Below are 24,653 nucleotides of genomic sequence, written 5' to 3' on the forward strand. Positions count from 1 at the left end.
CTACCTACTCCCGGGTAACTATCGTTCCCCGAATCGTACGCCGCGACCCGCGCGACTGGCATCCTCTGCCGGTGCACAGCCATCCTTGACCGGTGCACAGCGAACCCCTGGAGCTGACCTGGCGGGTCGCCGGCAAGGTCCCGGCCGGCAAGATCGCGGTCGCCGTACTGATCGGCGCCGCCGGCCTGTTCCTCGGCGACGGGGATCCGGTCCGGCTGGTCCTCGCGCTGCTTGCCGCCACCGGTCTGGTCGGCTGGGCGGTCCGCGACCTGGTGGTGCCGGTACGGCTGACCGCCGGGCCGGACGGGGTCGGCGTCGTAACCGGTTTCGCCGCCGGCACACCATCGCCTGGGACCGGATCGAGTCGATCAGCGTGGACCGCCGGGGCCACCGGGGCATCCGCAGCGAGTTGTTGGAGATCGACGCGGGCGACTCGCTGCACCTGATCGGCGGCAACGAGTTGGGTGGCGCCTCGCCGGACGACGTCGCGGCGGCGCTGCAGCGGGCGGCGCCGCGGAACCTGCGCCCGGCCGCGCCCGGACCGTCAGCCGGCGTGCACCAGGGCTATCCGGGCCACCGTGACCAGGATCAGGAAGAGCAGCACGGCACCGGCACCGACCGCCTGCACGACGGTGCGGTTGGTACGCGGAGCGTAGGCCAGGATCACCCCGATCAACCCGCCGGTGATCAGACCGCCGAGGTGACCGGCGATCGACAGGCTGGACACGGTGAAGGTCAGGATCAAGTTGATCACCAGGATGCCGACCACCGCTGAGGTGTCCCGCTTCAGCCGGCGCAGCACGATGAAGAACGCGGCGAACAAGCCGAAGACCGCGGTGGACGCGCCGGCGGACAGCGCACCCGGGTCGACCAGGTAGGCCGCGACGTTGCCGCCGAGCCCGGCGATCAGATACAGCGCGAGGAACCGGGCCGGCCCGAGCACCGCCTCCAGGTTGCGGCCGAGCACCCACAGTGCCCACATGTTGAACAGCAGGTGCAGCAGCCCGTAGTGGATGAACATCGCGGTGATCAGCCGGTAGACGCCGCCGCCGTCGATGCCGACGAAGACGTCGCCGTACCCGGGCAGCGCCCCGGCGAGGACGGTGCCGTTGGCCCGGACGGTGACGTCCGGGCCGATGACCCCGCCGAACGCGTGCAGCCGCCCGGCGGCCGAGAAGAGCCCGGCACCGAGCAGCGAGCCGCCGCCGGAGATCGCCACCCCGATCAGGGCGACGACCGCGTTGATGCCGATCAGGACCTTGGTGACGGTGCCCTGTTGGCCGGCGGCACTGCCACCGAAGGCAGTGCGCGCCGACCGTTGGGTCCGTCGCCCTTCGGCGACGCACTCCGGGCACTGGTGCCCGACCGCCGCGTCCCGCATGCAGTCGGGGCAGATCGGCCGCTCGCACCGGGCGCACCTGACCCAGGTCTCCCGGGACGTGTGCCGGTAGCAGACCGGCACCGTCGGGGCCGGATCACTCATCACGCCACCTCACTGCACGCCACCTCACCGCGCCGGGGACGACGACCCGCGCCGGAGCCGGCGGCCCGTGCCGAGAGCCGGCAACCCGGTGCTCGTTCATGAGCGCCAAGGTTACCCGGCGAGTTTCGCGGCGGCCGCCTCGTAACCGGTCGGCTTCAGCCGACCCGCTCGATCTCCACGCGGTTGATCACCACGTCGCTGAGCGGACGGTCCGCCGGGTTGGTCGGCGTGTTCGCGATCGAGTCGACGACCTTCGCCGAGTCCTGGTCCGCCACCTGACCGAAGATCGTGTGCCGGTTGTTCAGGTGGGTGGTCGCGCTGACCGTGATGAAGAACTGCGAACCGTTGGTGCCCGGTCCGGCGTTCGCCATCGCCAGCAGGTACGGACGGTCGAAGCGCAGCTCCGGGTGGAACTCGTCGGCGAACGTGTAGCCCGGACCGCCCCGACCGGTGCCGGTCGGGTCGCCCATCTGGATCATGAACCCGCTGATCACACGGTGCGAGATGGTGCCGTCGAAGTACGGACCGCTGCCCGGCTGACCGGTACGCGGGTCGGTGTACTCGCGAGTGCCCTCGGCGAGCTCGACGAAGTTGCGGACCGTCTTCGGTGCGTGGTTGGCGAACAGCTCCAACCGGATCGGTCCGTGATTGGTGTGCAAGGTGGCGTAGACAGCCTCAGCCACGGGTACTCCTCAGTTGTTGGTCAGTTCCATGCGGATCCTCCCATGTGCCCGATCCGGTCACACGGAGGCACCCGAAGGTGGAGGATGACGGCGTAACGACGGCACAGGAGGTAGGCAGCGGTGTTGAGGATCTCCAGGCGCGCCAGGCGGCGGGACCTCGTCCGAGTGGAGCTCGGCGAGAGCCTAGATCATTTCATGCAGGCAGCGACGCACGCGGCCGGGGGCGTGGGGGCCACCGTCGGACCCCGGATCCACGCCGCCCGGGACGCGGTGGCGCCCACCGCCGACCGGGTACGCGGCTCCGCGTCCCAGGGCATGACCGCGACCATGGCCACGCTGGCACCACTGGCGGTGGCCGCCGCCGACGGCGCCCGCCAGGCCCGCCGGGCAACCAGGAAGGCGAAGACGAAGAACATGAAAAACATGAAGGTAGCGAGACGGACCGCGATGCCGGCGATGAAGGCGAAGCTCACCCCGTCGAAGCGTGCCAAGCACAGCCGCCGCCGCTGGCCGATGATCGTCGGCGTGCTCGCGGCGGGAGCCGCGATCGGCACCATCGCGGTACGGCGTCGCCAGGCCGCCCAGTGGGAGGAGTACGACCCGGGTCAGGCGCTGGACACGATGCGGGCGGCCGGCAGTGCCACCCACGAGTCGGTCACGCCGAAGCCGGCCGACGGCGGCAAGCCGCACGGCGACCCGATCTCGGCGATGGACAGCGACCCGACGACGACCGCCCACAACGGGCGCGCCTGAGCACCGGCGGTCGGACCGGCGCACGGTTGGCGGTTGTCAGAGCCAACCGTTGCGCCGGAACGACCGGTACAGCACCAGTGAGATGCTCAGCATCAGGGCGAGCACGACCGGGTAGCCGAACTCCCAACCGGTCTCCGGCATGAACTCGAAGTTCATCCCGTAGATGCCGGCCAACGCGGTCCACACCGCGGCGATACCGGCCCAGGCGGCGATCTTGCGCATGTCGTTGTTCTGCGCCACGGTCACCTGCGCCAGCCGGGCCTGCAAAATCGAGTTCAGCAGGTCGTCGTACGCGTTGACCTGCTCCACCACCCGGCTGAGGTGGTCCTGCACGTCCCGGAAGTAGCGGCGGATTTCGGCCGGCACGTCCTCGTTGATCTCGGCGGTCAGGGTCATCATCGGCCGCTGCAGCGGCGCGACGGTGCGTTTGAACTCCACCAGCTCCCGCTTCAGCTGGTAGATCTCGTGCACCTTGTCACTGGCCTCGGGCGAGAAGACGTCCGCCTCGACGGTGTCCAGGTCGGTCTCCACCCGGTCCACCACCTCCAGGTAGAGGTCCACCACCCGGTCGGTGATCGCGTACGCCACCGCCCACGGCCCCTGCACCATCAGGTCCCGGTTGCGTTCCAGGTCGGCCCGCACCGGCGCCAGCCGGCAGGCGTCGCCGTGCCGCACGCTGATCACAAAACCCTGCCCGATGAACAGCATCACCTGGCCGGTCTCCACCACCTCCGAGTCGCCGGTCAGCTTCTCGTGGTCGACGTACCGGGCGGTCCGCAGCACCAGGAAGTTGACCTCGCCGAACTGCTCCAGCTTCGGTCGCTGCTCGGCCTTGACCGCGTCCTCCACGGCCAGCTCGTGCAGCCCGTAGGTGTCGGCGATGCCGGCCATCTCGGCCAGGCTCGGCTCGTGCAGCCCCAGCCAGACGAACGCGTTGCGCTCCCGGCGGGCGGTCGCCAGCGCCTCGGGATGCTGCCACGAGCCCGGCTGGCGGATGCCGTCGATGTAGAGCGCGCAGTCGACCACCCCACTGCGTTCCTCAACCGGCGACGGGTCCGGCGCGAGCGGGGTCTCGGTCGAGGTGAGCATCCGGCTGACCGCCCGGACCGGGGCCGTCCAGGCCCGCGACAACGCCCGGCTGCTCCCGCCGTCCGGCCACCGCTGCTGCCCACGGTCCTGGTCCGCCATCCGCCCGTCTCCTTCCCGGCACTCCGGCTCCCCGGCACCCGGCCGGCCGAAGCCGGCAGAGACGCCAACCGGCTACCCCGCGCGTACCTCGTCGATCGCGGCCGCCAACCGGCGGACGCCTTCGTCGATCTGGTCGACGGTGACCGCCGAGTACGCCAACCGCAGCGCGTGTTCGCCGCCGTCGAGCAGGAAGTCACTGCCCTTGACCACCGCGACACCGCGCTGCGCGGCCGCCGGCACCAGCGCGTCCACCGCCACGTCGTCAGGTAGGTCGACCCAGAGGAAGTACCCGCCGTCCGGCTCGGTGAACCGTACCCCCGGGATGTGCTTGCGCAACGACTCGGCCAGCACCCGGGCGCGCTCGGCCAGCGCGGTGCGCACCGTGGTGATCGACCGGTCCAGGTCACCGGAGACGCAGAACTGGTGCACGATCGCCTGGGCCACCATGCCCGGCGAGATGTACAGGTTCGTGGCGCGCGCCGCGATCTCCTTGATCAGAGTGGCCTCGCCGACCAGGTAGCCGACCCGCACGCCCGGGCAGACCGTCTTGGTGAAGCTGGAGGCGTGCACCACCACGCCGGCAGTGTCCAGCGCGAGCATCGACGGCAGCGCCTCGCCGCGGAACCGGATGTCGGCGTACGGGTCGTCCTCGAAGATGGTGAACCCGAACTCGGCCGCGAGCTCCAGCAACGCCCGCCGCTTCGGCAGCGACAGCGTCACCCCGGCCGGGTTCTGGTAGTTCGGGATGACGTGCGCCAGCCGCGGCCGCACCCCGGACTCCAGCAGCTTGCGCAGCTCGTCGGTGTCCAGCCCGTCCGGCTGCAGCGTCACCGGGTGCACCTCGGCACCGAGCTGGCGCAGGTTGAGCAGTGTCCGGTCGTACGTCGGCCGCTCCACCACCACCGCGTCGCCCGGCTTCACCAGGTGGTCGAAGAGAAACGCGTCGGCCTGCAGCGACCCGTTGGTCACCAGCACCTGCTCCGGCGCGACCCGATGCTTGTCGGCGATCCAGCGGCGCAACGGAACGTAGCCGACGGAGGTGCCGTAGGCGGTCACCCCGGCCGGGTCCGCGTCGAAGGCCCGGCCGGCGGCGGCCTTCAGCCCGTCGATGTCGACGATGTCCAGCGAGGGCGCCCCACGGGCGAACGAGATCAGCTGCTCGGCGCTCATGGGTGCCAGCGTACGACCTGCCCGGCCGATCACCGTCGGCCGGTGCGCCAGCACACATGCTGGTCCTGGTTCTTCCCCCGGGGTGCTCGCTAGGGTCACAGGCGTGTCCGCCCCACCCCCCGACCGTGCGGCAGCCAGCGAACCGCTGCGCTGCGTCGCGGCGCTGATCGTCGACGACGACGGCCGGATCTTCTTCCAGCGCCGCTCGCCGCAGCGTCGGCTGTTCCCCGACACCTGGGACATCGCCGGCGGCCACCTCGAAGCCGGCGAGACGCCGATCGAAGCCCTGCACCGGGAGGTACACGAGGAGACCGGGTGGACCGTCTCCCACATCCTCGCCGAGGTCGGCGAGTACACCTACGTCGGCAACGACGGCATCGCCCGGGTCGAGCTCGACTATCTGGTACGGGTCGACGGCGACCTGGCCAATCCACAGCTCGAAGCCGGCAAGCACACCGAGTTCCGCTGGCTCGCCGCCGACGCGCTCGACGTGCTCGACGAATCGGCTCACATCAACGACGGGCTGATCCGGCGGATCGCCGAGAACGGCTTCGCCGTACTGCGTTCCCTGGGCCTGTGAGCGCCGGCGACCAGCTGTGGCTGCCCGGTCACCGGTGCGCGGCGCTCACCGCCCCCGTCGTCGACCGGGTGCACCGGGCCGCGATGGCCGCCGCCGACACCGCCGGGGCCGAGCTGCGTCAGCGGTACGGCGGTCCGGCCGCCGTCGGCTACCTCGTCGACCTGCGGACCCGGCTGGCCGCGCCGAACGGCCTGGTCGACGCCGCCGGGTTCGCCGCCGTCACCCGCTACCAGGACCCGGCGAGCTGCCAGCGGGTGCTGGACAAGCAGGTCGCGTACGGGATGCTGGTACGCCATCCGGACGGGACGCTGCGGGCCACCGAACGCGGCGCCGCCTTCCTCACCGACCTGTATGCGCTGCACGCCGCGGTCACCGGGCAGATCTGGGGTGCCGGACACGCGGCCCGGCTGGTCCGGCTGGTCGAACTGACCGGCCGGCTGCTGTCCGCCGCGCTGGCCGGTAGTGACACCGGCGGGCAGGACACCGACGGGCTGGCGGCAGGCGGGCAGGACGCGTTCCGCGCGGTCGCCCCGCCGTACGAGCCGGAGGGCACCCCGGCCGGGGTGCTGCTGCTCGACCGGCTCACCGTGCTGCGCTACCACCGGGCCGACGCGCACGCCGCCGCCTGGACCGCCGCCGGGCACACCGCCCGCAGCATCGTCGACCTGCCGCCCGGCCCGGCCCGGCTGGCCATCGAGCAGGAGACCGACCGCCGGGCCGCCGGCCCGTACCAGTCGCTGGAGCCGGAGCAGCGGTTGGCGCTGCTCGCCGACCTCGCCGCGCTACCCGGCTGATGCCGCTATCCTCCACCGGTACCCCACCCACCCCTCACCAGGAGGACCGTCTGATGATCGGTCTCGTGCTCGCTGCCGGAGCGGGACGGCGGCTGCGGCCGTACACCGACACTCTGCCGAAAGCGCTGGTACCGGTCGACGGGGAGACCACGATCCTGGACATCGGGCTGCGCAACCTCGCCGCCGCCGGGCTCACCGACGTGGTCGTCGTCGTCGGCTACGCCGCGGACGCGGTCCGGACCCGGCAGGTCGACCTGCAGGACCGGCACGGCGTGAAACTGACCCTGGTCGACAACGACCGCGCCGAGGAATGGAACAACGCGTACTCGCTGTGGCTGGCGCGGGAGCACTTCGCCGCCGGTGCGCTGCTGGTCAACGGCGACACCGTGCACCCGGCCAGCGTCGAGCAGACGCTGCTGGCCGGACGCGGACCGGGCATCCTGCTCGCGGTCGACACGGTCAAGAAGCTCGCCGACGAGGAGATGAAGGTCGTCTTCGACGACGCCGGGCAGCTGACCCGGATCACCAAGCTGATGGATCCGGCGCAGGCGCACGGCGAGTACATCGGCGCGACGCTGATCGAGGCGTCGGCCGCCGCCGGGCTCGCCGAGGCGCTGGAGGCGACCTGGCGACGCGACCCCAACCTCTACTACGAGGACGGCTACCAGGAGTACGCCGACCGTGGCGGCGAGGTACGGGCGGCGCCGATCGGCGACGTCGACTGGGTCGAGGTGGACAACCACGACGACCTGATCAAGGCTCGGGACATCGCATGCCGCTACTAGCCCGTACCGTGCACACCCCGCTCGCCATCGACGTGCGTCGGGGTGCCGTCGCCGGCCTGGGGACGCTGCTCGCCGACCGCCGGATCTCCGCCGGCGGCGAGGTCGCCGTGGTGGTCGGCCCCGGCCAGGGCGAGCGGATCGCCGAGCTGATCGCTCCCGGGCTCGGCCGGGCCGACGTCTTCACCGTCGCCGGCGGCACTCTGGACGCCGCCCACGATCTGGGCGAGAAGCTGCGGCAACGTTCCTACGACGCGGTCGTCGGCATCGGCGGCGGCAAGACCATCGACACCGCCAAGTACGCCGCCTCCCGGTACGCCGTACCGATGGTTAGCGTGGCGACCAGCCTGGCCAACGACGGGATCGCCTCCCCGGTGGCGTCGCTGGACCACGACGGCGGACGTGGGTCGTACGGCGTGCACATCCCGCTGGCGATCGTGGTCGATCTGGACTTCGTCTCCGACGGCCCGGACCGGCAGACCCGGGCCGGCATCGGCGACGCGTTGAGCAACCTCAGCGCGGTCGCCGACTGGGAGTTGGCACACGCGGTCCGCGACGAGCCGATCGACGGTCTCGCCGTGACGCTGGCCCGCACCGGGGCGGAGGCGCTGATCAGCCATCCGGGCGGGCTCGGCGACGACGCGTTCCTGACCACCCTCGCCGAGGCGTTGATCCTGGGCGGGATCGCGATGGCGGTGTGCGGGTCGAGCCGGCCGGCCAGTGGCGGCTGCCACGAGATCTCGCACGCCCTCGATCTGCTGCACCCCGGTGCCGGTTCGCACGGCGAGCAGGTCGGGCTGGGCGCGCTGTTCTGCACCTTCCTGCGTGGGGACCAGCTGCGGTTCGGGCAGTTGGCGGCGGCACTGCGCCGGCACGGGCTGCCGGTACGCCCCGCTGACCTGGGGCTGACCGACGACGACTTCGTCGCCGCCGTGCTGCACGCCCCGCACACCCGGCCGGACCGGTACACCGTCCTGGAACACCTGCACCTCGGTGCGGATGCCGTCCGGGAGCGGCTGGCAGAATACCTCGGTGCCCTCAGCATGCCCGCAAGGTGAACAAACAGTGTCTACCCCGTTCCTGAAAGCCTTCTTTCAGGCGAACAGAGGGGGTGGGCTGTTCAGCGAGGCGGTCAGCCAGCGGCTGGGGGCGGTGTTCGCGTACGCCGCCGCCCGGCTGCGGCTGGCACCGACCGTGCTGACCGTGACGAACCTGCTGCTCGGGTTGGCCGCGTCGGTGGTGGTGATCGCGACCGCCGACGCGGTGGCCGACGGCTCCGTCCCGGCCTGGCTGATCGGGCTGGTCGCGCTGGTCGGCTGGCAGATCGCGTACGCGCTGGACTGCGCCGACGGGCAGTTGGCCCGGGTAACCGGGCAGACCAGCGCGGCCGGTGCCCGGGTTGACGTGCTCTGCGACGTTGCCGCGCAGATCGCGCTGGTCACGGCGCTGTCCGCGGTGGCGGTGGCGCAGCTGCCGGAGACCCCGGTGTGGCTGCTCGCGGCGTTCGCCGGCACCTGGATGGTGAACCTGGTGACCTCGGTGATGCAGGCCGGCCCGAACGCAGCCAGCATGGTCACCTCGACCTCGCTGCCCGTACGGCTGGTGAAGCTGATCCGCGACTACGGCGCGGTGATCTTCGTCGCCGGGCTGGTGCTGATCGCCGCTCCGGCGCTGACGGTCTGGCTGATCGCCGCGTTCACTGTGGTCAACGGCGGCTTCCTGCTGGCCAGCATCACCTTCTCGGCCCGCGCCGCCCTGCGCTGACCGACCCTCACGGGCCGGAAGATCACCCTCGCGGGCCTGAAGATCACATGATGGAAATTCGGGATGGCACCGGCGTGTCGGCCGGTTTTTCGTCAACTGATCTTGGTGGCGGTCAACTGATCCTGGTGGCGACCGCGTCGTAGACGGCCAGGTGCTGCTTCATCACCACGTCGGGGTGGAAGGTGGTCTCGTAGCGGGTGCGGGCGACGCCGGCCAGTGCGGCGGCGCCGTCACGGGCGACCGGCAGGGCGGCGGAGAGTGCGGCGGCCTCCGGCGGTACCACCCAGCCGGCGGGGCCAGCAGCCCCGGTGCCAGCGGTGCCGGTGCCAGCGGTGCCAGTGTCGGCGCCGACCAGGTACGGGATGCCGCCGAGTGCGGTGCCGAGCACCGGCCGGCCGCTGGCCAACGCCTCGATCACCACGGTCGGCAGGACGTCGTGCCAGGTGGAGACGGCCAGCACCACGGCGCTGGTGCGCAGCGCGTCGCGTACCGCTGATCTGTCCAGCGGGCCGAGGAAGTCGATGTCGGTGCGGCCCGCGGCGGCCGAGGCAACCAGCGGCCGCAGCTCGCCGTCGCCGCCGATCCGCAGTGTGCCGAGCGCCCCGTCCGGGTGCCGCTGCCAGGCGTCGAGCAGCAGCCCGATGCCCTTCTCCGGAGTGAGCCGGCCCAAGAAGAGGAAACCGTCGCCGAGCGGTGCTGGCGGGCCGGGATCGGCGATCGCGTTCGGCTTGACCACGATCCGCTCGTCGGGGACGCCGTAGTCCCGCAGGTGCCCGGCGACCGCCGAGGTGAGCGCGATGAACCGGTCGACCGACCGCCAGGTGGGCCGGTGCAGGGCCAGGGTCGCCGCCATCACCGCGCTCTGCGCCCGGGAGCCGCGGTAGCAGCGGTGCACCACGCCGGGCAGGCCGATCGCCCGGCCCCGGCAGTCGGTGCAGATCCGACCGTCGCGGAAGTACAGCCCGGCCGAGCAGACCTGCCGGTAGTTGTGCACGGTGTGCACCACCGGCACCCGGTGCCGGTGCGCGGTGCGGATCGCCCAGGGCGAGATCAGCGGGTACGGGTTGTGCAGGTGCAGCACGTCCGGTCGGTGCTCGGTGAGCAGCCGGTCCAGGTCACGTTGGGCGGCCGGGGCGTAGCTGGGCGAGATCGGCAGCAGCGCCTTGCCGGTGGCCGGCAGCGCCGGGATGTCGTCGGAGCTGCGCAGGAACGGGATCACCTCGACACCGGCTGCGGCCAACTGGTCGATCTCGCTGTCGACGATGACGTTCTCGCCGGACGGCTGGGCCTGCCGGTATCGGTTGTGCGCCACGACGACTCTCACCCGGTCAACCCTCCTGCTCGACGTCGTCAGACGCTACCGTCTGAGGGTGCCCGAGTTGCCGGAGGTACAGGCGCTCGCGGCCTACCTGCGCCAGCGCGCGGTCGGCCGCCGGGTCGAGCGTGTCGAGGTGTCGGCGATCAACGCGCTCAAGACGTACGATCCGCCGCCGTCGGCGGTCGCCGGCGCGGCGGTGACCGACGCCGGCCGGCACGGCAAGTTCCTCGACATCGAACTGGACGGCGCCCTCCACCTGGTGGTGCATCTGGCGCGGGCCGGCTGGCTGCACTACCGGGAGTCGTTTGCCTCGGCCGCGCCGTTGAAGCCGGGCAAGGGGCCGATCGCCGTACGGGTCCGCCTCGACGACGGCTCGGGATTCGACCTGACCGAGGCCGGTACGCAGAAGAAGCTGGCCGCGTACCTGGTGACCGATCCGGCGCAGGTGCCCGGGGTGGCCCGGCTGGGTCCGGACGCGCTCGCGGTGGACCCGGACACCTTCGCGGAGCGGCTGCGCGGTCGGCGGGGGCAGGTCAAGGGGGTGCTGACCGAGCAGGAGGTGCTGGCCGGCATCGGCAACGCGTACTCGGACGAGATCCTGCACACCGCGCGGTTGTCGCCGTTCGCGTTGACGAACCGCCTCACCGACGATCAGCTGGCGGGGTTGTACGAGGCGGCGCGGCGGGTGCTGACCGACGCGGTGGACCGGTCGGTGGGTCAGCGGGCGGCCGAGCTGAAGGGCGAGAAGCGCTCGGGGATGCGGGTGCACGGTCGAACCGGCCTACCCTGCCCCGTTTGTGGCGATCAGGTGAAAGAAGTCTCTTTTGCAGATTCGAGCCTGCAGTACTGCCCCACCTGCCAGACCGGCGGCCGCCCACTCGCTGACCGACGGTTGTCCCGTCTTGTGCGTTAGGTGACCAAATGGGGCGCAGAAGCCCGTACGTCCCGCGCCACGGCGATCTGCACCACAACGGAGACTTCCGCGGAGCCGATCCATCGGTATAGTGGCCCGGTCCCAATGCTTCAACGCCACCGGAACCGCCGGTCCCCACCGTTCGGCCGGGGGGCGTAAAGTCTTTCGGGTTACCGTCCGTGTACGGGCACCGTGAGAGACTGAGCTGGTGGGCGAGCCAAGCCTTCACGGAGAGTGGGCGGCACGTGTCACGCGGGAGGACGTGGGTGAGGTGACGACAAGCCTCCAGCGCCCGGTAACCAACACCAGCCGGAGCAACAGGGTGCGCCACGTCGACAGCTTCGAGATCCAACCGCCGACGCCGACACCGACCAACGGCGTACCCCGGTCCGCCTGGGCTCGGGCACGCCGTCGCGCGTCGCGCTGGCACCGTCCGTACACCGCGATCCTGCTCGCGCTGGACTTCGCGGCGGCGGTCCTGGCCAGCTACCTGTCGATCTCGCTGTTCGAGAAGGCCACCTCCGGGTTCTCCGACGCCGATGTGGACGCCACCTGGTTCCACACCGTCACCTACCTGCTGCTGCCGCTCGGCTGGGTGGTGGTGCTCTGGGGCACCGGCGCCTACGACCGGCGCTACCTCGGGCTCGGGACCGACGAGTTCAAGCGGGTGCTGCGCGGTGGGGTGACGGTCGCCGCCAGCGTCTCGTTCCTCGCCTTCGCCACCAAGACCGACCTGTCCCGGCTCTCGGTGGCCACCGCGCTGGTCGGCGCGCTGGCGTTCATCCTGATGTTCCGCTTCCTCGCCCGGTACGCCCTGCACGTACTGCGTCGGCGGATCGGGCAGGCCACGCACCGGATGGTGCTGGTCGGCACCCTGCCGGAGACCCTGGAGGTCTTCACGGCGGTGACCCGCAGTCCCGCCGCCGGGCTGATGCCGGTCGCCATCCACCTTACCGACGGCTACGCGGCGGCCCGGGGCCTCGAGACCCCGGTGCCGGTGTACGCCGGCCGCAACGTCCTCGCGCTGGTCCGGGAGGTCGGCGCGGACACCATCGCGGTCTGCGGCTCGGCCAGCTCCGAGCCGGGCGAGCTGCGCCGGCTCGCCTGGCAGCTGGAGGGCAGCGGGATCGACCTGGTGGTCGCACCGCAGCTGACCGACATCGCCGGTCCACGGGTGCACATCCGGCCGATCGAAGGTCTGCCGCTGCTGCACGTCGAGGAGCCCACCCTGTCCGGGCTGGGCTGGCTGGCCAAGAACCTGCTGGACCGGGTGGCCGCCGGGCTGGGTCTGATCATGCTGGCACCGCTGTTCCTGGCGGTGGCGGTCGCGATCCGGTTCTCCGACCGGGGCCCGGTCTTCTTCCGGCAGCCCCGGGTCGGCCACGAGGGCCGGGTGTTTCGGGTCTGGAAGTTCCGGACCATGTACGTCGACGCCGAGGAGCGGCTCGCCTCCCTGGTCGACCAGAACGAGACCGACGGCATGCTGTTCAAGATCCGCAACGATCCGCGGGTCTTCCCGATCGGCCGCTTCCTGCGGGCCAGCTCGATCGACGAGCTGCCCCAGCTGATCAACGTGCTCAAGGGCGAGATGTCGCTGGTCGGGCCGCGGCCGCTGCCCGCCGACGACGGTGACTTCCTCGGCGACGTCCGGCGGCGGCTGCTGGTCCGGCCCGGGATGACCGGGCTGTGGCAGGTCTCCGGCCGGTCCGACCTGTCCTGGGACGAAGCGGTCCGGCTGGACCTCTACTACGTCGACAACTGGTCGCTGACCTACGACCTGAGCATCCTGTGGCGCACCATCGGCGTCGTGCTGGCCCGCAAGGGTGCCTACTGACCGATCCCGGATGCCGACGGATGACAGAAAGTCCGTCGAAAGCGGGCAGCCGACCGCTGACCGACCGATCGTCGCCTTCCGCTTGGCAGCACCGCCGGTAGCGGACAAGATCTGTCCGTGGCGGCAAACCTATCCGCACCACTGGCGGTCCTGGCTCTGGTGACCGCGCTGGCCGCCGCGGTGTACGCGGTCGTCCGGCTGCGCGCCCGGCGCGGGATCGCCACCGCGACGCAGCGGGCGACGTACCAGGTCCTGCACACCGCCGGTCTGGCCGCCGAACCGCTGCGCAACGGGCTGGGCGCGGCCGACGCGGCCAAGGCCGTCCGGCACCTGCGGGCACTGGTCGGCGCCCCGGGCGCGGCGCTGACCGGCAGCGAGGCGGTGCTCGCGTTCGACGGCCGCGGCCAGCACCACGCCGACCAGTTCACCGCCGCCGCCCGGCGGGCGTTCGACGCCGGCCGGTCCCTCGTGCTGACCGCCCGGGACCTGCCCTGTGACCGACCCGACTGTCTGGTGCGTGGGGCCGTCGTCGCCCCGCTCACCGGGCCCGACGGCGGCGCCACCGTCGCGCTGGTCGCGGTGGTCGACGACGATCCGGCACCGGGGCTGGTGCAGGCGACCCTGGAGACCGCCCGGTGGGCCGGCAGCCAACTGGCGCTGGCCGAGCTGGACTCGTCGCGGGAACGGCTGGCCAGGGCCGAGGTTCGGGCACTGCGGGCGCAGATCAGCCCGCACTTCATCTACAACGCGCTGACCGCGATCGCGTCGTTCGTCCGCACCGACCCGGAACGGGCACGGGATCTGATCCTGGAGTTCGCTGAGTTCACCCGCTACTCGTTCCGGGCGCACGGCGAGTTCACCACGCTGGCCGAGGAGCTGCGGTCGATCGACCGCTACCTGACCATCGAACGGGCCCGGTTCGGCGAACGGCTCCAGGTCCGGCTGCAGATCGCCCCGGAGGTGCTGCCGGTCCATCTGCCCTTCCTCTGCCTGCAGCCACTGGTGGAGAATGCGGTACGGCACGGGCTGTCCCGCAAGCCTGGGCTCGGCACGGTCAGCATCGAGGCGCGCGACGCCGGGACCGAGTGCCACATCACCGTCGAGGACGACGGGGTGGGGATGGACCCGGCGGTGCTGACCGCCGGCGCCGACCCGGTACGTCGCGGCGCCGACCCGGCCGACGACGCCGGCCAGCACGTCGGCCTGTCGAACGTCGACGAACGGCTGCGCTCGGTCTTCGGCGACGAGTTCGGGCTGGTGGTGGAGACGGCGGTGGGAGCGGGTACGAAGGTGAGCATGCGGGTGCCGAAGTTCCACCCCGACGTACGGCCGGGGGCGGGCGCGACCGGCCGGTGGGAGGTGCTGTCGTGACCCCGTTCCTGCGGGTACTCGCGGTGGACGACGAACCCCCCGCCCTCGACGAACTGGCGTACCTGCTGCGGGCCGACCCCCGGGTGGCCCGGCTGCACACCGCCGCCGACGCCACCGATGCGCTGCGGGTGCTGCGCGACACCGACGTCGACGCCGTCTTCCTCGACATCCGGATGCCCGGGCTGGACGGCATGGAGCTGGCCCGGGTGCTGCGCCGGTTCGCCCGGCCACCGGCGATCGTCTTCGTCACCGCGTACGACGACGCCGCGGTCGACGCCTTCGACCTCGGTGTCACCGACTACGTCCGCAAGCCGGTACGCGCGGAGCGGCTGGCCGAGTCGGTCCGCCGGGTGCTGACCGCCCGGGTGGTACCGACCCATCCGGCGGCGATCGCCCGCAACGAGGAGGACCCGGCGATCCCGGTGGAGCTGGCCGGGACCACCCGGATGCTGCCCCGGTCGGCGGTGCGCTGGGTGGAGGCGCAGGGCGACTACGCCCGGCTGCACACGGCCGACGGCTCGCACCTGGTCCGGGTGCCGCTGGCCACCCTCGGCGAACGCTGGGCCGACGCCGGCTTCGTCCGCATCCACCGGTCGTTCCTGGTCCAGCTCCGGCTGATCACCGAGCTGCGGCTGGCCAACTCCGGGTACGTGGTGGTGATCGACGGCACCGAGCTGCCGGTCTCCCGCCGACACACCCGGGAGCTGAAGGACAAGCTGGTCCGGGCGGCCAAACACGACTGGAGCAGGTGACCGACGGCCAACCGGGCTCCCATTAGGCGGCCCGGCGGCGACGCAGCGTGGCGACCGCCGACCCGGCCAGTGTGAGCAGGCACTCCGGCAGCTGCCCGTCGGCCAGCGCGGCGCCGAACAGCGCCTCCCCGGTCGAGTCGTCCGAGTTGGCGTACGCGCTGATGAACCTGGCCACCCACCGCGCGTCATAGCCCGCCTCGTCGATGCCGGGAAAGTCGAGGGCCCAGCCGCCAGCCGGTACGTCGTCGCCGACCATCGTCGCGGCCAGGCACCACGCGACGTCGTACGCCCCGGTGACCCCGCTGCGGTCCACCACCGCGTCGAAGACATCCGCTACGCCGTCGCTGTCACCGGCCAGGGCGGAGCGCAGGATCTCCGCAGCGTCGGTGAACGCCTCGTCGGACCCATCGCGTCGGTCGGTCATGAGCCGAAGGGTAGGCGGCGAGGTCAAGGCGCCGGCGGGGTCGCCGTCACCGGCGGGCCGGCTGACGTCGCGTTCCAGCCGAGGAGGCGCTAAGGTGCCCTGCGGACCTTCGGCCGATGGAGGACGTCCCCATGCTCGTGTCACGCGGCTCCCGCACCGCCGCCCTGGCGTTCTGCGCAATCATGCTGGTCGGCGCGGCGGGCTGCGCCGAACCGGCGGCCACCGAGGAGTCCCAGGTCAACCCGGTGCGGCTGTACGGCACCGACGGCAACATGAGCAACTCGTTCGGGGCAGAGTTCGAGGGGCAGACCACGCTGCTGTCCGGGATGAAGGGCACCAGCCCGCTCACCCCGCTGTCGGACGACTTCATCAGCAGGCTGCGCACGGTCGACCGGCAACTCAACGACTTCCTGTACGCCGGCGAGGCGTACGACGCGGTAGTGATCAGCGCGCTCGCCACCCAGTTGGCCGGCAGCACCGACCCGACCGACATCGCCGCCCAGATCAACGGGGTGACCACCGGCGGTGAGCAGTGCGACGTCGTCGCGGTGTGCCTGGAGCTGGCCCGGGACGGGACGGACATCGCCTACCGGGGGGTCTCCCTGAAACGGGGTGGCTTCACCGACGTCGGGGAGCCGTCCACCGCCAGCTACGCCACCCTGCACTTCGACGGCGACGGCCAGATCAACGACGGCAAGACCGAGTTCGTCGGCGCCGGTGACGAGTCGACGACCACAACGGCCGCGCCGCCACCGGCCGAGCCGGAGACCTTCGCCACCCGCGCCGAGGCACCGCTGAAGCTGGGCGGCCTGCTGCCGCGCACCGGCGACCTGGCGTTGGCGTACCCGCCGTTGGCGGCCGGCGCGGCGCTCGCGGTCCGGGAGATCAACGAGTCCGGCGGGGTGCTCGGTGAGCCGGTCGAGTGGTTCGACGGCGACGACGGGACCAACCCGGATGTGGCCCGCCGGACAGTCGCCGGGCACGTCGACGAAGGGGTACACGTCATCATCGGTGCCGGTGCGTCCGGCATCTCTCGCGAGGTGCTGCCGGACGTGGCAGCCGCCGGGCTGATCCTGTTCTCGCCCAGCAACACCGACGCCGGGCTGAGCGAGGTCGACGACCAGGGGCTGTACTTCCGTACCGCGCCGTCGGACCTGCTGCAGGGGCGGGCGCTCGCCGACGTGATCCTACGGGACGGGTCGCAGCGGATCGCTCTGGTGGCCCGCAGGGACTCGTACGGAGAGGGCCTGCAGGAGAACGTCCGGGCGGAACTGGACCGGGCCGGGGTCGGACCGGACCGGCTCAAGCTGCTCGGCTACGACCCGCCGGCCGGAGCGGACGCGCCGCCGGTGAACTTCGACAGCGAAGCCCAGGAGATCAAGGCGTTCGGCGCGGACGCAGTCCTGATCATCGGCTTCGCCGAGTCGGCCGAGGTGATCAAGTCGCTGGCTGCGGCCGGGCTGCCGATCGCCGAGTAAGACCCGGCCGGCAGCAGACCGGGCCGGCGGGTCGCCGGGCCCCCGCCGGGCGGTCCGCCCAGCTGGCACTTTCTCGGGATCACAGGCAGGTCACCGCTGCGTACGGTTTCCCTTGTCAGCAGCCAGGACGATCTGCGGAAGAGGCGGCAGGATGAGTGAGTGGGTCGATCCGGCCCTCGGTGACGAGGCGGTCGAAGCGGAACAGGGACTGGGCCCGAGCGGCGACCCGGGCCACGACGATGCCGGCTACGAGCCGTACGGCGACGGCGGGTCCTACACGATCGTCCAGCACAATCTTGACGGCTCCACCGACGTGCTGGTCGACCGGGACGGGGACGGCCTCGCCGACGTGGTCCTGCACGACGGCGACGGCGACGGTCTGGCGGAGGCCGCGTACGTCGACGGCGACGGGGACGGTCGGCTGGAGAGGATGCTGCGCGACTTCGACGGCGACGGGCTGGTCGACGAGGTCAGTGCGGACACCAACGGCGACGGCTGGATCGACGTCGTCGCCACCGACACCGACGGTGACGGCCTGATCGACCAGGTGGCGGCCGACACCGATCACGACGGACGGACGGACACCTGGGTCCAGGACACCGACTACGACGGTCGGGCGGACCAGACGCTGCGCGACGCCGACCAGGACGGCGTGCCCGAGACGGTGACCTACCTGCATCCGACGGCCAACCCGTACGCGACGAGGTGAGGCCGGGTCGCGCCCGGGTCGCGGCCGGCCGGATGGCACCCTACTGTCGACATCCGCAGCTGTTGTGACTGAGCGATGAAGGGACCTGGGATGACCGAGGCACAGGAGTCGGTGGAGACGCGCGGTGACGATCGCGTCGATCTGCTCAAGGCCGACACCAACAACGACGGGCAGACCGACGTCTGGGTGGTGGACACCGACGGGGACGGCAAGGCCGACATGTACCAGTTCGACACCGACGGGGACGGCAAGGTGGACATCACCATGGTCGATCTGGACGAGGACGGCACCCCGGACGAGGTGGTCGACGGCGACGGCGGGCACCCGCCGGCGAGCTGAGTACGGTACGCATCGTGTCGACGGCGGCCCGGCGGAGATCCGCCGGGCCGCCGTCGACGCAGTGCAGCACGTCGACGTTCATGAAACAAGGGGCGGTGACCCGGACGAGCCGGGATCACCGCCCCTTGGCGTAGCCGATGTCAGCCACTTGGAGAGGCCAGTCAATCACCCTGCCGCTGCTGGGGAATCTGCCCCTGCAGCAGGGCACGTACTTCCGACTCCCGGTATCGGCGGTGGCCACCCAACGTCCGTATGGCGCTGAGCTTGCCGGCCTTCGCCCACCGGGTGACGGTTTTCGGGTCGACTCGGAACATCGACGCCACCTCGGCCGGCGTGAGCAACGGCTCTGGTTCGTGCGTACGCGATGCCATCAGTCACTCCTCCACAGTGCTATAGACATCGGCCGGGGTCCCGCCGGCCGACGCGTCTCCCATGGTCCGGCTAGTCCCCGATGTCCGACATGGGCCGAACGGCCGAACGTCCTTGGATGGACGGATGAGCAATGACCGATTTTTATCCCTTTTTTGTGACAGAACATACCATAATCGGACTCTTGATCACCGGTCGTGAACGGGTGATTACGAATCTTATTCAGGATTCGCGGCAGAATCTGCGCCTAATACCCGGTGATTGAACCCGATTCGTCCTTTTGATCGACTACTAGTTGCAGCGCTCCAGTAGCTGAACGGCACGCCACCGGGCAACCAGCTTCTCGTACGCCTCGCCGGCCGCCTCGGCGTCGCCTCGGCCGAGCGCCGCCAGCCCGGCGCTCACCAGACCCGGCGAATCGTCGGCCTCCAGCGTCTCGTCCGGCAGCAGCCGCACCAACCCACCGTAGTCAAGCTCCACCACCGACCGGGGATGGAACTCCTCGAGCCACCGGGCGCTCTCCTCCACCGCCTCGGTGATCGGCGCATCCCCCACCGACTTGCGCAACACCGACAGTCCGCGCGACGCCCGGCGACGGGCCTTGGAGATCTCGGTCCGATAGCGCAGCGCCCGGCGCGCGCCAGTGACGATCAGGTCACGCTCGGCCAGGTCCACGAAGACGAACCACCGCAACGGCACCCCCCAGGTAGCGGCCTGCTCGTGCACCCGCGGCACCCCGTGCTCCAAGACCCGGGCACCGCTGCGCCAGTCGTCGATCACCGCCCTGGCCTGACCGGCCAGTACCGGCGGGACGAACGCGTCGGCCAACACCGACGGGACACCGTCGCGCGCGCTCAACGCCGCCTCCGCTACCCGCACCCGCAGGTTCCACGGGCAGACCAGCAGCGTGTCGTCCGACTCCAGCACGTACGCCTCATCCGGCAGGTCGGGCAGCCGGGTCCAGCCCGCGCCGAGCGCCTCGATCACCGCCGTCCGCTGCCGGCCCGGCCCCTCCAGCGGGCCCACCGCGCGGCCTTCCCGCACGTATCGGCGCCAGTAGACCTGTCGCTCGCGGTCGAACGCGGCCAGCGGCTCGTACACCCGCAGGTATGAGGCGAAGGAAGCGAAGAGGGACGGCACGGCGCGATCCTCCCACGAAACCGCACGACACCGCCCCTGCCGGGGGCAAACACCCCCGCAGCGGGCTGGTCCGTCGCGCTGCGGCCGATACTAGGCTCGGAGCCAGCAGGGCCCACCGGCCCGGCGCACCGGACGCACCTCACGAGGGTGCCGACACCGTCTCAGGAGCAGACATGGGCGTCTTCACCACCACCGCCGGCCCCGGCACCGCCACCGGGCACGAACAGGTCATCTTCTGCCAGGACCAGCCGACCGGGCTGCGAGCGATCATAGCCATCTACTCGACCGCGCTCGGGCCGGCGCTCGGCGGCACCCGGTTCTACCCGTACGCCTCCGAGGCCGACGCCCTGCACGACGTGCTGGAGCTGTCCCGGGGGATGGCCTACAAGAACGCGATGGCCGGACTGGACCTCGGTGGCGGCAAAGCAGTCATCTGGGGCGACCCGGAGCAGCTCAAGACCGAGCCGCTGCTGCGCGCGTACGGCCGGTTCGTCGAATCGCTCGGCGGGCGCTACTACACCGCCTGTGATGTCGGCACCTACGTGCCGGACATGGACGTCGTGGCCCGGGAGACCCGGTTCGCCACCGGGCGTAGTCGTGCGCAGGGCGGGGCCGGTGACTCCTCCGAGCTCACCGCCTGGGGGGTGTTCCAGGGCATGCGCGCCGCCGCCGAGCACCGCTGGGGCTCGACCAGCCTCGCCGGCCGGCGGGTCGGCATCGCCGGACTCGGCAAGGTGGGCCGCTACCTGACCGGTCACCTGCTCGACGACGGGGCCGCGGTGGTGGCCACCGACGTCAGCGAACGGGCGGTGGACTGGGCCCGGAGCACCTACCCGCAGGTCGACCTGGTGGACGACACCGACGTGCTGATCCGCCAGGAGATCGACGTCTACGCGCCGTGCGCGCTCGGTGGGGCGCTCGACGACGACACCGTTGCGGCGCTGCGGGCCGAGATCGTCGCCGGGGCCGCCAACAACCAGTTGGCCCACCCCGGTGTCGAGAAGCTGCTCGCCGAACGGGGCATCCTCTACGCCCCGGACTACGTGGTCAACGCCGGCGGGGTGATCCAGGTGGCCGACGAGGTGACCGGGGCCGCCACACCGTCGGCCGACGGCCGGTACGGGTTCGACTTCGACCGGGCCAAGGCCCGGGCGACCGGTATCTACCAGACCACCCGGGAGATCCTGCGCAGCGCCGACCGGGAAGGCGTGCCCCCGGCGGTGGCGGCCGACCGGCTCGCCGAACGCCGGATGGCCGAGGTCGGTCGGCTGCGCGCGATCCATCTCCGGTGAGCCGCCAGTCCGAGCGCAGCCGTCCCGGGCGCTGACCCGCCGGTCCCCCGGGGGTGGCCGTCACCGGACGTGTGGAGAATCACCCGTACGGGTCACGAGCGGCGGGGATCCGGCTCCTTACCCCGCCGCTGCCCGTGACGGACCCCGCCGCTGCCCCTGACGATGTCGGCCGCCGATGACGCGCGGGAGCGACCCGATGCAACCCGAGGTGCCGAACCTGGGTCCGCCCATGTACCGTAAGAGCCACGAGAGATGCCTGACGTCATCGGGGCCCGCCTTCGGGCTGCCCCGAATTCTGTGCGAGGGGGTCGAGCCATGGGGCGCGGCCGTGCTAAGGCCAAGCAGACAAAGGTGGCCAGGGAGCTGAAATACCACTCCCCGAACACCGACCTCGCCGCCTTGCAGCGAGAGCTCGCCGGCAGCGGCAAGTCGGACCGTGATTTCGACGACGAGTACGATCCGTACCTCGACGACGATGACGAGGACGACCCAGCCGACGACGACCGGGGTAACTGGACACCCTCATCGTCCCGCTGAGGGTCCGACTGATCAGAGCACGCGGTCAGTGTCCGCGTGCTGATTCATGTCGACGAGGACTCCGGCCCGGCTGGTCGCCGTACGTGTGTCGGAATGCCACCATCCGGTGGTGCGTACCCCGTTCGGGGTAGGCACCACCGGATGTCCGTCGCGCCAGGCGGGCGACTGATAGGTGCCGCCCTGCCCGGGGACGGGGGCAGGGCAGGGCGCCAGGTACGCGGCTGGTCGGAGCGGTCAACGGGGGCGGTTGTTCCAGTTGTAAAAGGTCGGGATGTTCTCGAAGTGGTTCCAGGCGCAGACCGCGCCGTCGGCACCGGCTGCCTCGGCGCGACGCCGCCGGGCCTGTTCCGCTTCGGCGAGCAGCAGTTCCAGACCGTCCCGGACGGCGTACACCCGGTCCGCCACCTGATCGTCGCCTGCCCCGGCGACGGTGGCTCCCGGGGCTGCACGGACCGGTTCAGGCCGTTGCCGGCTGGTCTCTGGCATGGGCCAACACTCCCTCCAGTAGATGGATCTTGCTGTTACGGCAGTGGTTGGTCTCCGTACCATCAAAACGCCCGTGTTCGAAGTAACGGTTGGCAGCGTGACCACCTCCGCAGAACCCGAAGTACGGGCAGGTGGTCCGGCACGCCTCGACGCCCGCCACGAACTCGGTGACCCAGGGTGTCCGTTCCGGCGTGGCGAGGATCTCGGCCAGCCCGCTGGCCAACACGTTTCCGCTGGTGAAGTCCCCGTACCGCGGATCGGAGAAGCCGGCCAGCTCCGGCGAGAGCAGCACCACCGACCCGTCGTACCCGATGGTGGGGATCGGGTCGAGCTGGCGGGGCAGTACCTCGTCGGCCGCGCCGTCCAGTACGGCTGCCGCGTACCGCAGCGACCATTCCACCTCGCGTAGATGGATCTGCGGTGCCTGCCGCCAGGCTCCAACCAGTTCCGACCAGAAGCCGGCGACGGCCCGGTCCGGCCAGCGGTTCGACCGGACGTTCACGCCCTCCGTCTCCTCGATGTTGACACCCAGCACGTCACAGCCGAGGTCGAGGAAGAACCGGTACAACTCGGTGGCCAGGCCGGGGCTCGGGTCGCTGACCACGCAGAGCGCCGAGAACTCGATCCCGTGCCGGCGTAGCGCTTCGACACCGCTCCGGATCTGGTCGTACGCGGGCCGACCACCCCGGGTGTGCCGGCTGTCGTTACGCGCCCGCGGGCCGTCGACGCTGACGCTGACCCGGATCCGGTGTTCGCGGAAGAACTCGCACCAGGGGTCGTCGATCAAGGTCGCGTTGGTCTGCACGTGGTGCTCCACGTCGGCGCTGAACGGGCTGATCAGCGCCGCGAGGTGGTCCCGCCCGGCGGCCAACGGCTCACCGCCGTGCCAGACCACGGAGAACCGGCGTCCCTGCCGCGCGGCCCAGATGTTCACCGGTCGGGCGACGGCGGCGGCCACGGGGACCGGCATCCGTCGGTTGGCCGCCCGCAACGGCAGATAGCAGTAGCTGCAGTCCAGGTTGCACAGCGTAGTGGGTTGCATGACGACGTAGCTCGGGACGGTCGCCACGCCGCGCATGCCGGTGGGGGCCGACCGCCCCCCACCGGCCGGGTCCTGCCGGGTTTCGGCCCTGCTCATCCCCATCCTCCTGCCTGTGACGGATGTCGTTTCAGGCTAGGTGTCGGGGTCTGCCGAGGTGAATCGGCGGTACGGCCCGCCGGAGCGCGGCGGCGACGGCCCGCCAAGGTAGCGCGGCAGCGGCCCGCTGTCAGCCCCGGGTGTGGTGGCCGACCATCTGTACGGTGCCGGTGCCCTCGATGATGTCGCCGGCCTGCCAGGCGTCGATGCCGCTGCCGGTCAGGCAGGCGAGCGCCCGGTCGGCGTCCTGGGCGGAGACGATGGCGAACATGCCGACGCCCATGTTGAACGTCGACTCCATCTCGTTGTCCTCGATCCGCCCCTTCGCCTGCACCAGGTCGAAGATCGGCTGCGGCTTCCAGGTGGCGCGGTTGACCAGCGCGTCGACGTGCTCGGGAAGGATACGTACCAGATTTCCGGGGATGCCACCGCCGGTCACGTGGGCCAGGGCCCGGACCTCGCACTCCTCGATCAGTTTCAGGCAGTCCCGAGCGTAGATCTTGGTCGGGGTGAGCAGCTCCTCGCCCAAGGTCCGTTGCCGGCCGAAATCCTCGACCACCGTGTCCAGCCGCATCCGACCGGCGCCGAGCAGCACGTGGCGGACCAGCGAGTAGCCGTTGGAGTGCAGACCGGAGGACCGCATCGCGATCACCACGTCGCCCACCTCGACGCGGTCCCGGCCGAGGATCTCGCTCTCCTCGACCACGCCGACGCCGGTCGCGGAGACGTCGTACTCGTCCGGCCGCAGCACCCCGGGGTGTTCGGCGGTCTCGCCGCCGAGCAGCGCGCAGCCGGCGTATCGGCAGCCGTCGGAGATGCCGGCGCCGATCTCGGCGACCTTGTCCGGCACGACCTCGCCGCAGGCGATGTAGTCGAGCAGGAACAGCGGCTCCGCCCCGCAGGCAACCAGGTCGTCGACCACCATCGCGACCAGGTCGATGCCGACCGTGTCGTGGATGTTCATCTGCTGGGCGATGACCAGCTTGGTGCCCACCCCGTCGGTCGACGAGGCCAGGATCGGGTGCCGGTACTTCTGCACGTCGAGCCGGAAGAGCCCGGCGAAGCCACCGATGTCGCCCATCACCTCGGGCCGGGTGGTTTTGTGCACCTTCGACTTGAGCAGCTCGACGGCGCGCTCACCGGCGTGGATGGAGACGCCGGCGTCCGCGTACGTCACCGTGCGTTTGCGGCCGGACCGGCCGGCGCTGGCCGTCCACGGCTGGCGGTTGACCGTCCGGGCGCCGGAGTCGTCGGCGGTCGGGCCGACGTCCGCGCTGCCGCGCTCAGTCACGTGCGTCACGGTTCTCCCCTTTGTGCTTCTCGCGGCGGGGCCGCGTCGGGTAGCTGTCGAGGATC

26 protein-coding genes and 1 pseudogene are annotated in these 24,653 nt (G+C 71.2%); 16 read left to right on the forward strand and 11 right to left on the reverse strand.

All coding sequences use genetic code 11. The features are described 5' to 3' along the window. Window positions 1-113: 113 nt before the first annotated feature. Window positions 114-514 (forward strand): annotated as a pseudogene (locus O7621_RS04240) (PH domain-containing protein); the annotation flags it as partial. A gap of 30 nt (window positions 515-544) precedes the next feature. Here O7621_RS04240 and O7621_RS04245 read toward each other — a convergent pair. Both O7621_RS04245 and O7621_RS04250 read right to left on the reverse strand, forming a co-directional pair. Next, window positions 545-1,483 (reverse strand): rhomboid family intramembrane serine protease, encoded by a 939-nt coding sequence (locus tag O7621_RS04245; protein ID WP_282232824.1) that lies wholly within the window; start codon window positions 1,481-1,483, stop codon window positions 545-547. A 155-nt stretch (window positions 1,484-1,638) separates the two neighbouring features. Next, a complete protein-coding gene (locus O7621_RS04250; RefSeq protein ID WP_278172488.1) occupies window positions 1,639-2,166 on the reverse strand; it encodes a peptidylprolyl isomerase in 528 nt (175 codons plus the stop codon). Window positions 2,167-2,361: 195 nt separating this feature from the next. Between O7621_RS04250 and O7621_RS04255 the strand changes: the two genes are divergently transcribed. Then, window positions 2,362-2,919 (forward strand): hypothetical protein, encoded by a 558-nt coding sequence (locus O7621_RS04255; RefSeq protein WP_282232825.1) that lies wholly within the window; start codon window positions 2,362-2,364, stop codon window positions 2,917-2,919. A gap of 36 nt (window positions 2,920-2,955) precedes the next feature. On the opposite strand, the gene corA is transcribed toward O7621_RS04255, so the two are convergent. Continuing rightward, the gene (corA, locus tag O7621_RS04260) at window positions 2,956-4,008 is read right to left on the reverse strand and encodes a magnesium/cobalt transporter CorA (RefSeq protein WP_282234449.1); all 1,053 of its coding nucleotides are present in this window, start codon (window positions 4,006-4,008) and stop codon (window positions 2,956-2,958) included. 171 nt (window positions 4,009-4,179) lie between these two features. Then, the gene (locus O7621_RS04265) at window positions 4,180-5,277 is read right to left on the reverse strand and encodes a PLP-dependent aminotransferase family protein (RefSeq protein ID WP_282232826.1); all 1,098 of its coding nucleotides are present in this window, start codon (window positions 5,275-5,277) and stop codon (window positions 4,180-4,182) included. A 103-nt stretch (window positions 5,278-5,380) separates the two neighbouring features. Between O7621_RS04265 and O7621_RS04270 the strand changes: the two genes are divergently transcribed. Genes O7621_RS04270 through O7621_RS04290 form a run of 5 tightly spaced genes read left to right on the forward strand, consistent with a single transcriptional unit; the run spans window position 5,381 to window position 9,197 of the window. Next, on the forward strand, window positions 5,381-5,857 hold the full coding sequence (locus tag O7621_RS04270) for an NUDIX domain-containing protein (protein WP_282232827.1): 477 nt from the start codon (window positions 5,381-5,383) through the stop codon (window positions 5,855-5,857). After that, window positions 5,854-6,651 (forward strand): hypothetical protein, encoded by a 798-nt coding sequence (locus tag O7621_RS04275; RefSeq protein WP_282232828.1) that lies wholly within the window; start codon window positions 5,854-5,856, stop codon window positions 6,649-6,651. The genes O7621_RS04270 and O7621_RS04275 overlap by 4 nt, the downstream gene beginning before the upstream one ends. Before the next feature lie 53 nt (window positions 6,652-6,704). Next, window positions 6,705-7,436 carry a phosphocholine cytidylyltransferase family protein gene (locus O7621_RS04280; protein WP_282232829.1) on the forward strand — a complete coding sequence of 244 codons (732 nt, stop codon included), beginning with the start codon at window positions 6,705-6,707 and terminating at the stop codon, window positions 7,434-7,436. Continuing rightward, window positions 7,424-8,491 carry an iron-containing alcohol dehydrogenase family protein gene (locus O7621_RS04285; protein WP_282232830.1) on the forward strand — a complete coding sequence of 356 codons (1,068 nt, stop codon included), beginning with the start codon at window positions 7,424-7,426 and terminating at the stop codon, window positions 8,489-8,491. Before O7621_RS04280 ends, O7621_RS04285 begins: the two co-directional genes overlap by 13 nt. Window positions 8,492-8,498: 7 nt before the next feature. Beyond that, on the forward strand, window positions 8,499-9,197 hold the full coding sequence (locus O7621_RS04290; RefSeq protein ID WP_282232831.1) for a CDP-alcohol phosphatidyltransferase family protein: 699 nt from the start codon (window positions 8,499-8,501) through the stop codon (window positions 9,195-9,197). Window positions 9,198-9,309: 112 nt separating this feature from the next. Here O7621_RS04290 and O7621_RS04295 read toward each other — a convergent pair whose 3' ends face one another. Continuing rightward, window positions 9,310-10,521 carry a glycosyltransferase family 4 protein gene (locus O7621_RS04295; RefSeq protein ID WP_282232832.1) on the reverse strand — a complete coding sequence of 404 codons (1,212 nt, stop codon included), beginning with the start codon at window positions 10,519-10,521 and terminating at the stop codon, window positions 9,310-9,312. A gap of 46 nt (window positions 10,522-10,567) precedes the next feature. Between O7621_RS04295 and O7621_RS04300 the strand changes: the two genes are divergently transcribed. The 4 genes from O7621_RS04300 to O7621_RS04315 all read left to right on the forward strand — a co-directional run bounded on the left by O7621_RS04300 (window position 10,568) and on the right by O7621_RS04315 (window position 15,385). Continuing rightward, on the forward strand, window positions 10,568-11,428 hold the full coding sequence (locus tag O7621_RS04300) for a DNA-formamidopyrimidine glycosylase family protein (protein ID WP_282232833.1): 861 nt from the start codon (window positions 10,568-10,570) through the stop codon (window positions 11,426-11,428). Between the two features lie 322 nt (window positions 11,429-11,750). After that, complete coding sequence (locus O7621_RS04305; protein ID WP_282232834.1) at window positions 11,751-13,262, forward strand: sugar transferase; 1,512 nt, start codon at window positions 11,751-11,753, stop codon at window positions 13,260-13,262. Window positions 13,263-13,379: 117 nt separating this feature from the next. Continuing rightward, window positions 13,380-14,633, forward strand: coding sequence for a histidine kinase (locus O7621_RS04310; protein WP_282232835.1), 1,254 nt, complete (start codon window positions 13,380-13,382; stop codon window positions 14,631-14,633). Beyond that, a complete protein-coding gene (locus O7621_RS04315) occupies window positions 14,630-15,385 on the forward strand; it encodes a LytTR family DNA-binding domain-containing protein (protein WP_282232836.1) in 756 nt (251 codons plus the stop codon). The genes O7621_RS04310 and O7621_RS04315 overlap by 4 nt, the downstream gene beginning before the upstream one ends. 22 nt (window positions 15,386-15,407) lie before the next feature. On the opposite strand, the gene O7621_RS04320 is transcribed toward O7621_RS04315, so the two are convergent. Beyond that, the gene (locus tag O7621_RS04320; RefSeq protein WP_278172505.1) at window positions 15,408-15,809 is read right to left on the reverse strand and encodes a hypothetical protein; all 402 of its coding nucleotides are present in this window, start codon (window positions 15,807-15,809) and stop codon (window positions 15,408-15,410) included. 131 nt (window positions 15,810-15,940) lie between these two features. Here O7621_RS04320 and O7621_RS04325 point away from each other — a divergent pair, with 131 nt between their 5' ends. The 3 genes from O7621_RS04325 (at window position 15,941) to O7621_RS04335 (ending at window position 18,335) form a co-directional block, all read left to right on the forward strand. Then, the gene (locus O7621_RS04325; protein ID WP_282234450.1) at window positions 15,941-17,287 is read left to right on the forward strand and encodes an ABC transporter substrate-binding protein; all 1,347 of its coding nucleotides are present in this window, start codon (window positions 15,941-15,943) and stop codon (window positions 17,285-17,287) included. Window positions 17,288-17,438: 151 nt separating this feature from the next. Continuing rightward, window positions 17,439-17,996, forward strand: a complete 558-nt coding sequence (locus tag O7621_RS04330; protein WP_282232837.1) for a hypothetical protein — start codon at window positions 17,439-17,441, stop codon at window positions 17,994-17,996. A gap of 90 nt (window positions 17,997-18,086) precedes the next feature. Next, window positions 18,087-18,335, forward strand: coding sequence for a hypothetical protein (locus O7621_RS04335; RefSeq protein WP_278172509.1), 249 nt, complete (start codon window positions 18,087-18,089; stop codon window positions 18,333-18,335). Window positions 18,336-18,496: 161 nt separating this feature from the next. Here O7621_RS04335 and O7621_RS04340 read toward each other — a convergent pair whose 3' ends face one another. Together O7621_RS04340 and O7621_RS04345 are read right to left on the reverse strand one after the other, a co-directional pair. Next, window positions 18,497-18,706, reverse strand: a complete 210-nt coding sequence (locus tag O7621_RS04340) for a BldC family transcriptional regulator (RefSeq protein WP_007073996.1) — start codon at window positions 18,704-18,706, stop codon at window positions 18,497-18,499. Between the two features lie 289 nt (window positions 18,707-18,995). Further along, window positions 18,996-19,844, reverse strand: coding sequence for a hypothetical protein (locus tag O7621_RS04345; protein ID WP_123606442.1), 849 nt, complete (start codon window positions 19,842-19,844; stop codon window positions 18,996-18,998). A 173-nt stretch (window positions 19,845-20,017) separates the two neighbouring features. Between O7621_RS04345 and O7621_RS04350 the strand changes: the two genes are divergently transcribed. Both O7621_RS04350 and O7621_RS04355 read left to right on the forward strand, forming a co-directional pair. Beyond that, window positions 20,018-21,136, forward strand: a complete 1,119-nt coding sequence (locus tag O7621_RS04350; protein WP_282232838.1) for a Glu/Leu/Phe/Val dehydrogenase dimerization domain-containing protein — start codon at window positions 20,018-20,020, stop codon at window positions 21,134-21,136. A gap of 315 nt (window positions 21,137-21,451) precedes the next feature. Continuing rightward, window positions 21,452-21,673, forward strand: coding sequence for a DUF3073 domain-containing protein (locus O7621_RS04355; protein WP_123606444.1), 222 nt, complete (start codon window positions 21,452-21,454; stop codon window positions 21,671-21,673). A gap of 234 nt (window positions 21,674-21,907) precedes the next feature. Here O7621_RS04355 and amcA read toward each other — a convergent pair whose 3' ends face one another. The 3 genes from amcA to purM form a co-directional block, all read right to left on the reverse strand. Next, window positions 21,908-22,159: a multiple cyclophane-containing RiPP AmcA gene (amcA, locus tag O7621_RS04360; RefSeq protein WP_282232839.1), complete on the reverse strand. Its 252-nt coding sequence runs from the start codon at window positions 22,157-22,159 to the stop codon at window positions 21,908-21,910. Beyond that, window positions 22,131-23,237 carry a cyclophane-forming radical SAM peptide maturase AmcB gene (gene amcB / locus O7621_RS04365; RefSeq protein WP_282234451.1) on the reverse strand — a complete coding sequence of 369 codons (1,107 nt, stop codon included), beginning with the start codon at window positions 23,235-23,237 and terminating at the stop codon, window positions 22,131-22,133. The genes amcA and amcB overlap by 29 nt, the downstream gene beginning before the upstream one ends. A gap of 190 nt (window positions 23,238-23,427) precedes the next feature. After that, complete coding sequence (purM, locus tag O7621_RS04370) at window positions 23,428-24,597, reverse strand: phosphoribosylformylglycinamidine cyclo-ligase (protein WP_282232840.1); 1,170 nt, start codon at window positions 24,595-24,597, stop codon at window positions 23,428-23,430. Window positions 24,598-24,653: the final 56 nt, after the last annotated feature.

This window comes from Solwaraspora sp. WMMD937 (genome assembly GCF_029581175.1).
Lineage (GTDB): Bacteria > Actinomycetota > Actinomycetes > Mycobacteriales > Micromonosporaceae > Micromonospora_E.

Coding starts and splice junctions, on each gene's coding strand:
- O7621_RS04255 (WP_282232825.1), top strand. CDS start 2,362: ATGCAGGCAGCGACGCACGCGGCCGGGGGCGTGGGGGCCACCGTCGGA.
- amcB (WP_282234451.1), bottom strand. CDS start 23,237: ATGCGCGGCGTGGCGACCGTCCCGAGCTACGTCGTCATGCAACCCACT.
- O7621_RS04340 (WP_007073996.1), bottom strand. CDS start 18,706: ATGGCATCGCGTACGCACGAACCAGAGCCGTTGCTCACGCCGGCCGAG.
- O7621_RS04350 (WP_282232838.1), top strand. CDS start 20,018: ATGGGCGTCTTCACCACCACCGCCGGCCCCGGCACCGCCACCGGGCAC.
- O7621_RS04280 (WP_282232829.1), top strand. CDS start 6,705: ATGATCGGTCTCGTGCTCGCTGCCGGAGCGGGACGGCGGCTGCGGCCG.
- O7621_RS04245 (WP_282232824.1), bottom strand. CDS start 1,483: ATGAGTGATCCGGCCCCGACGGTGCCGGTCTGCTACCGGCACACGTCC.
- corA (WP_282234449.1), bottom strand. CDS start 4,008: ATGCTCACCTCGACCGAGACCCCGCTCGCGCCGGACCCGTCGCCGGTT.
- O7621_RS04325 (WP_282234450.1), top strand. CDS start 15,941: ATGCTCGTGTCACGCGGCTCCCGCACCGCCGCCCTGGCGTTCTGCGCA.
- O7621_RS04330 (WP_282232837.1), top strand. CDS start 17,439: ATGAGTGAGTGGGTCGATCCGGCCCTCGGTGACGAGGCGGTCGAAGCG.
- O7621_RS04265 (WP_282232826.1), bottom strand. CDS start 5,277: ATGAGCGCCGAGCAGCTGATCTCGTTCGCCCGTGGGGCGCCCTCGCTG.
- O7621_RS04355 (WP_123606444.1), top strand. CDS start 21,452: ATGGGGCGCGGCCGTGCTAAGGCCAAGCAGACAAAGGTGGCCAGGGAG.
- O7621_RS04320 (WP_278172505.1), bottom strand. CDS start 15,809: ATGACCGACCGACGCGATGGGTCCGACGAGGCGTTCACCGACGCTGCG.
- O7621_RS04335 (WP_278172509.1), top strand. CDS start 18,087: ATGACCGAGGCACAGGAGTCGGTGGAGACGCGCGGTGACGATCGCGTC.
- amcA (WP_282232839.1), bottom strand. CDS start 22,159: ATGCCAGAGACCAGCCGGCAACGGCCTGAACCGGTCCGTGCAGCCCCG.
- O7621_RS04285 (WP_282232830.1), top strand. CDS start 7,424: ATGCCGCTACTAGCCCGTACCGTGCACACCCCGCTCGCCATCGACGTG.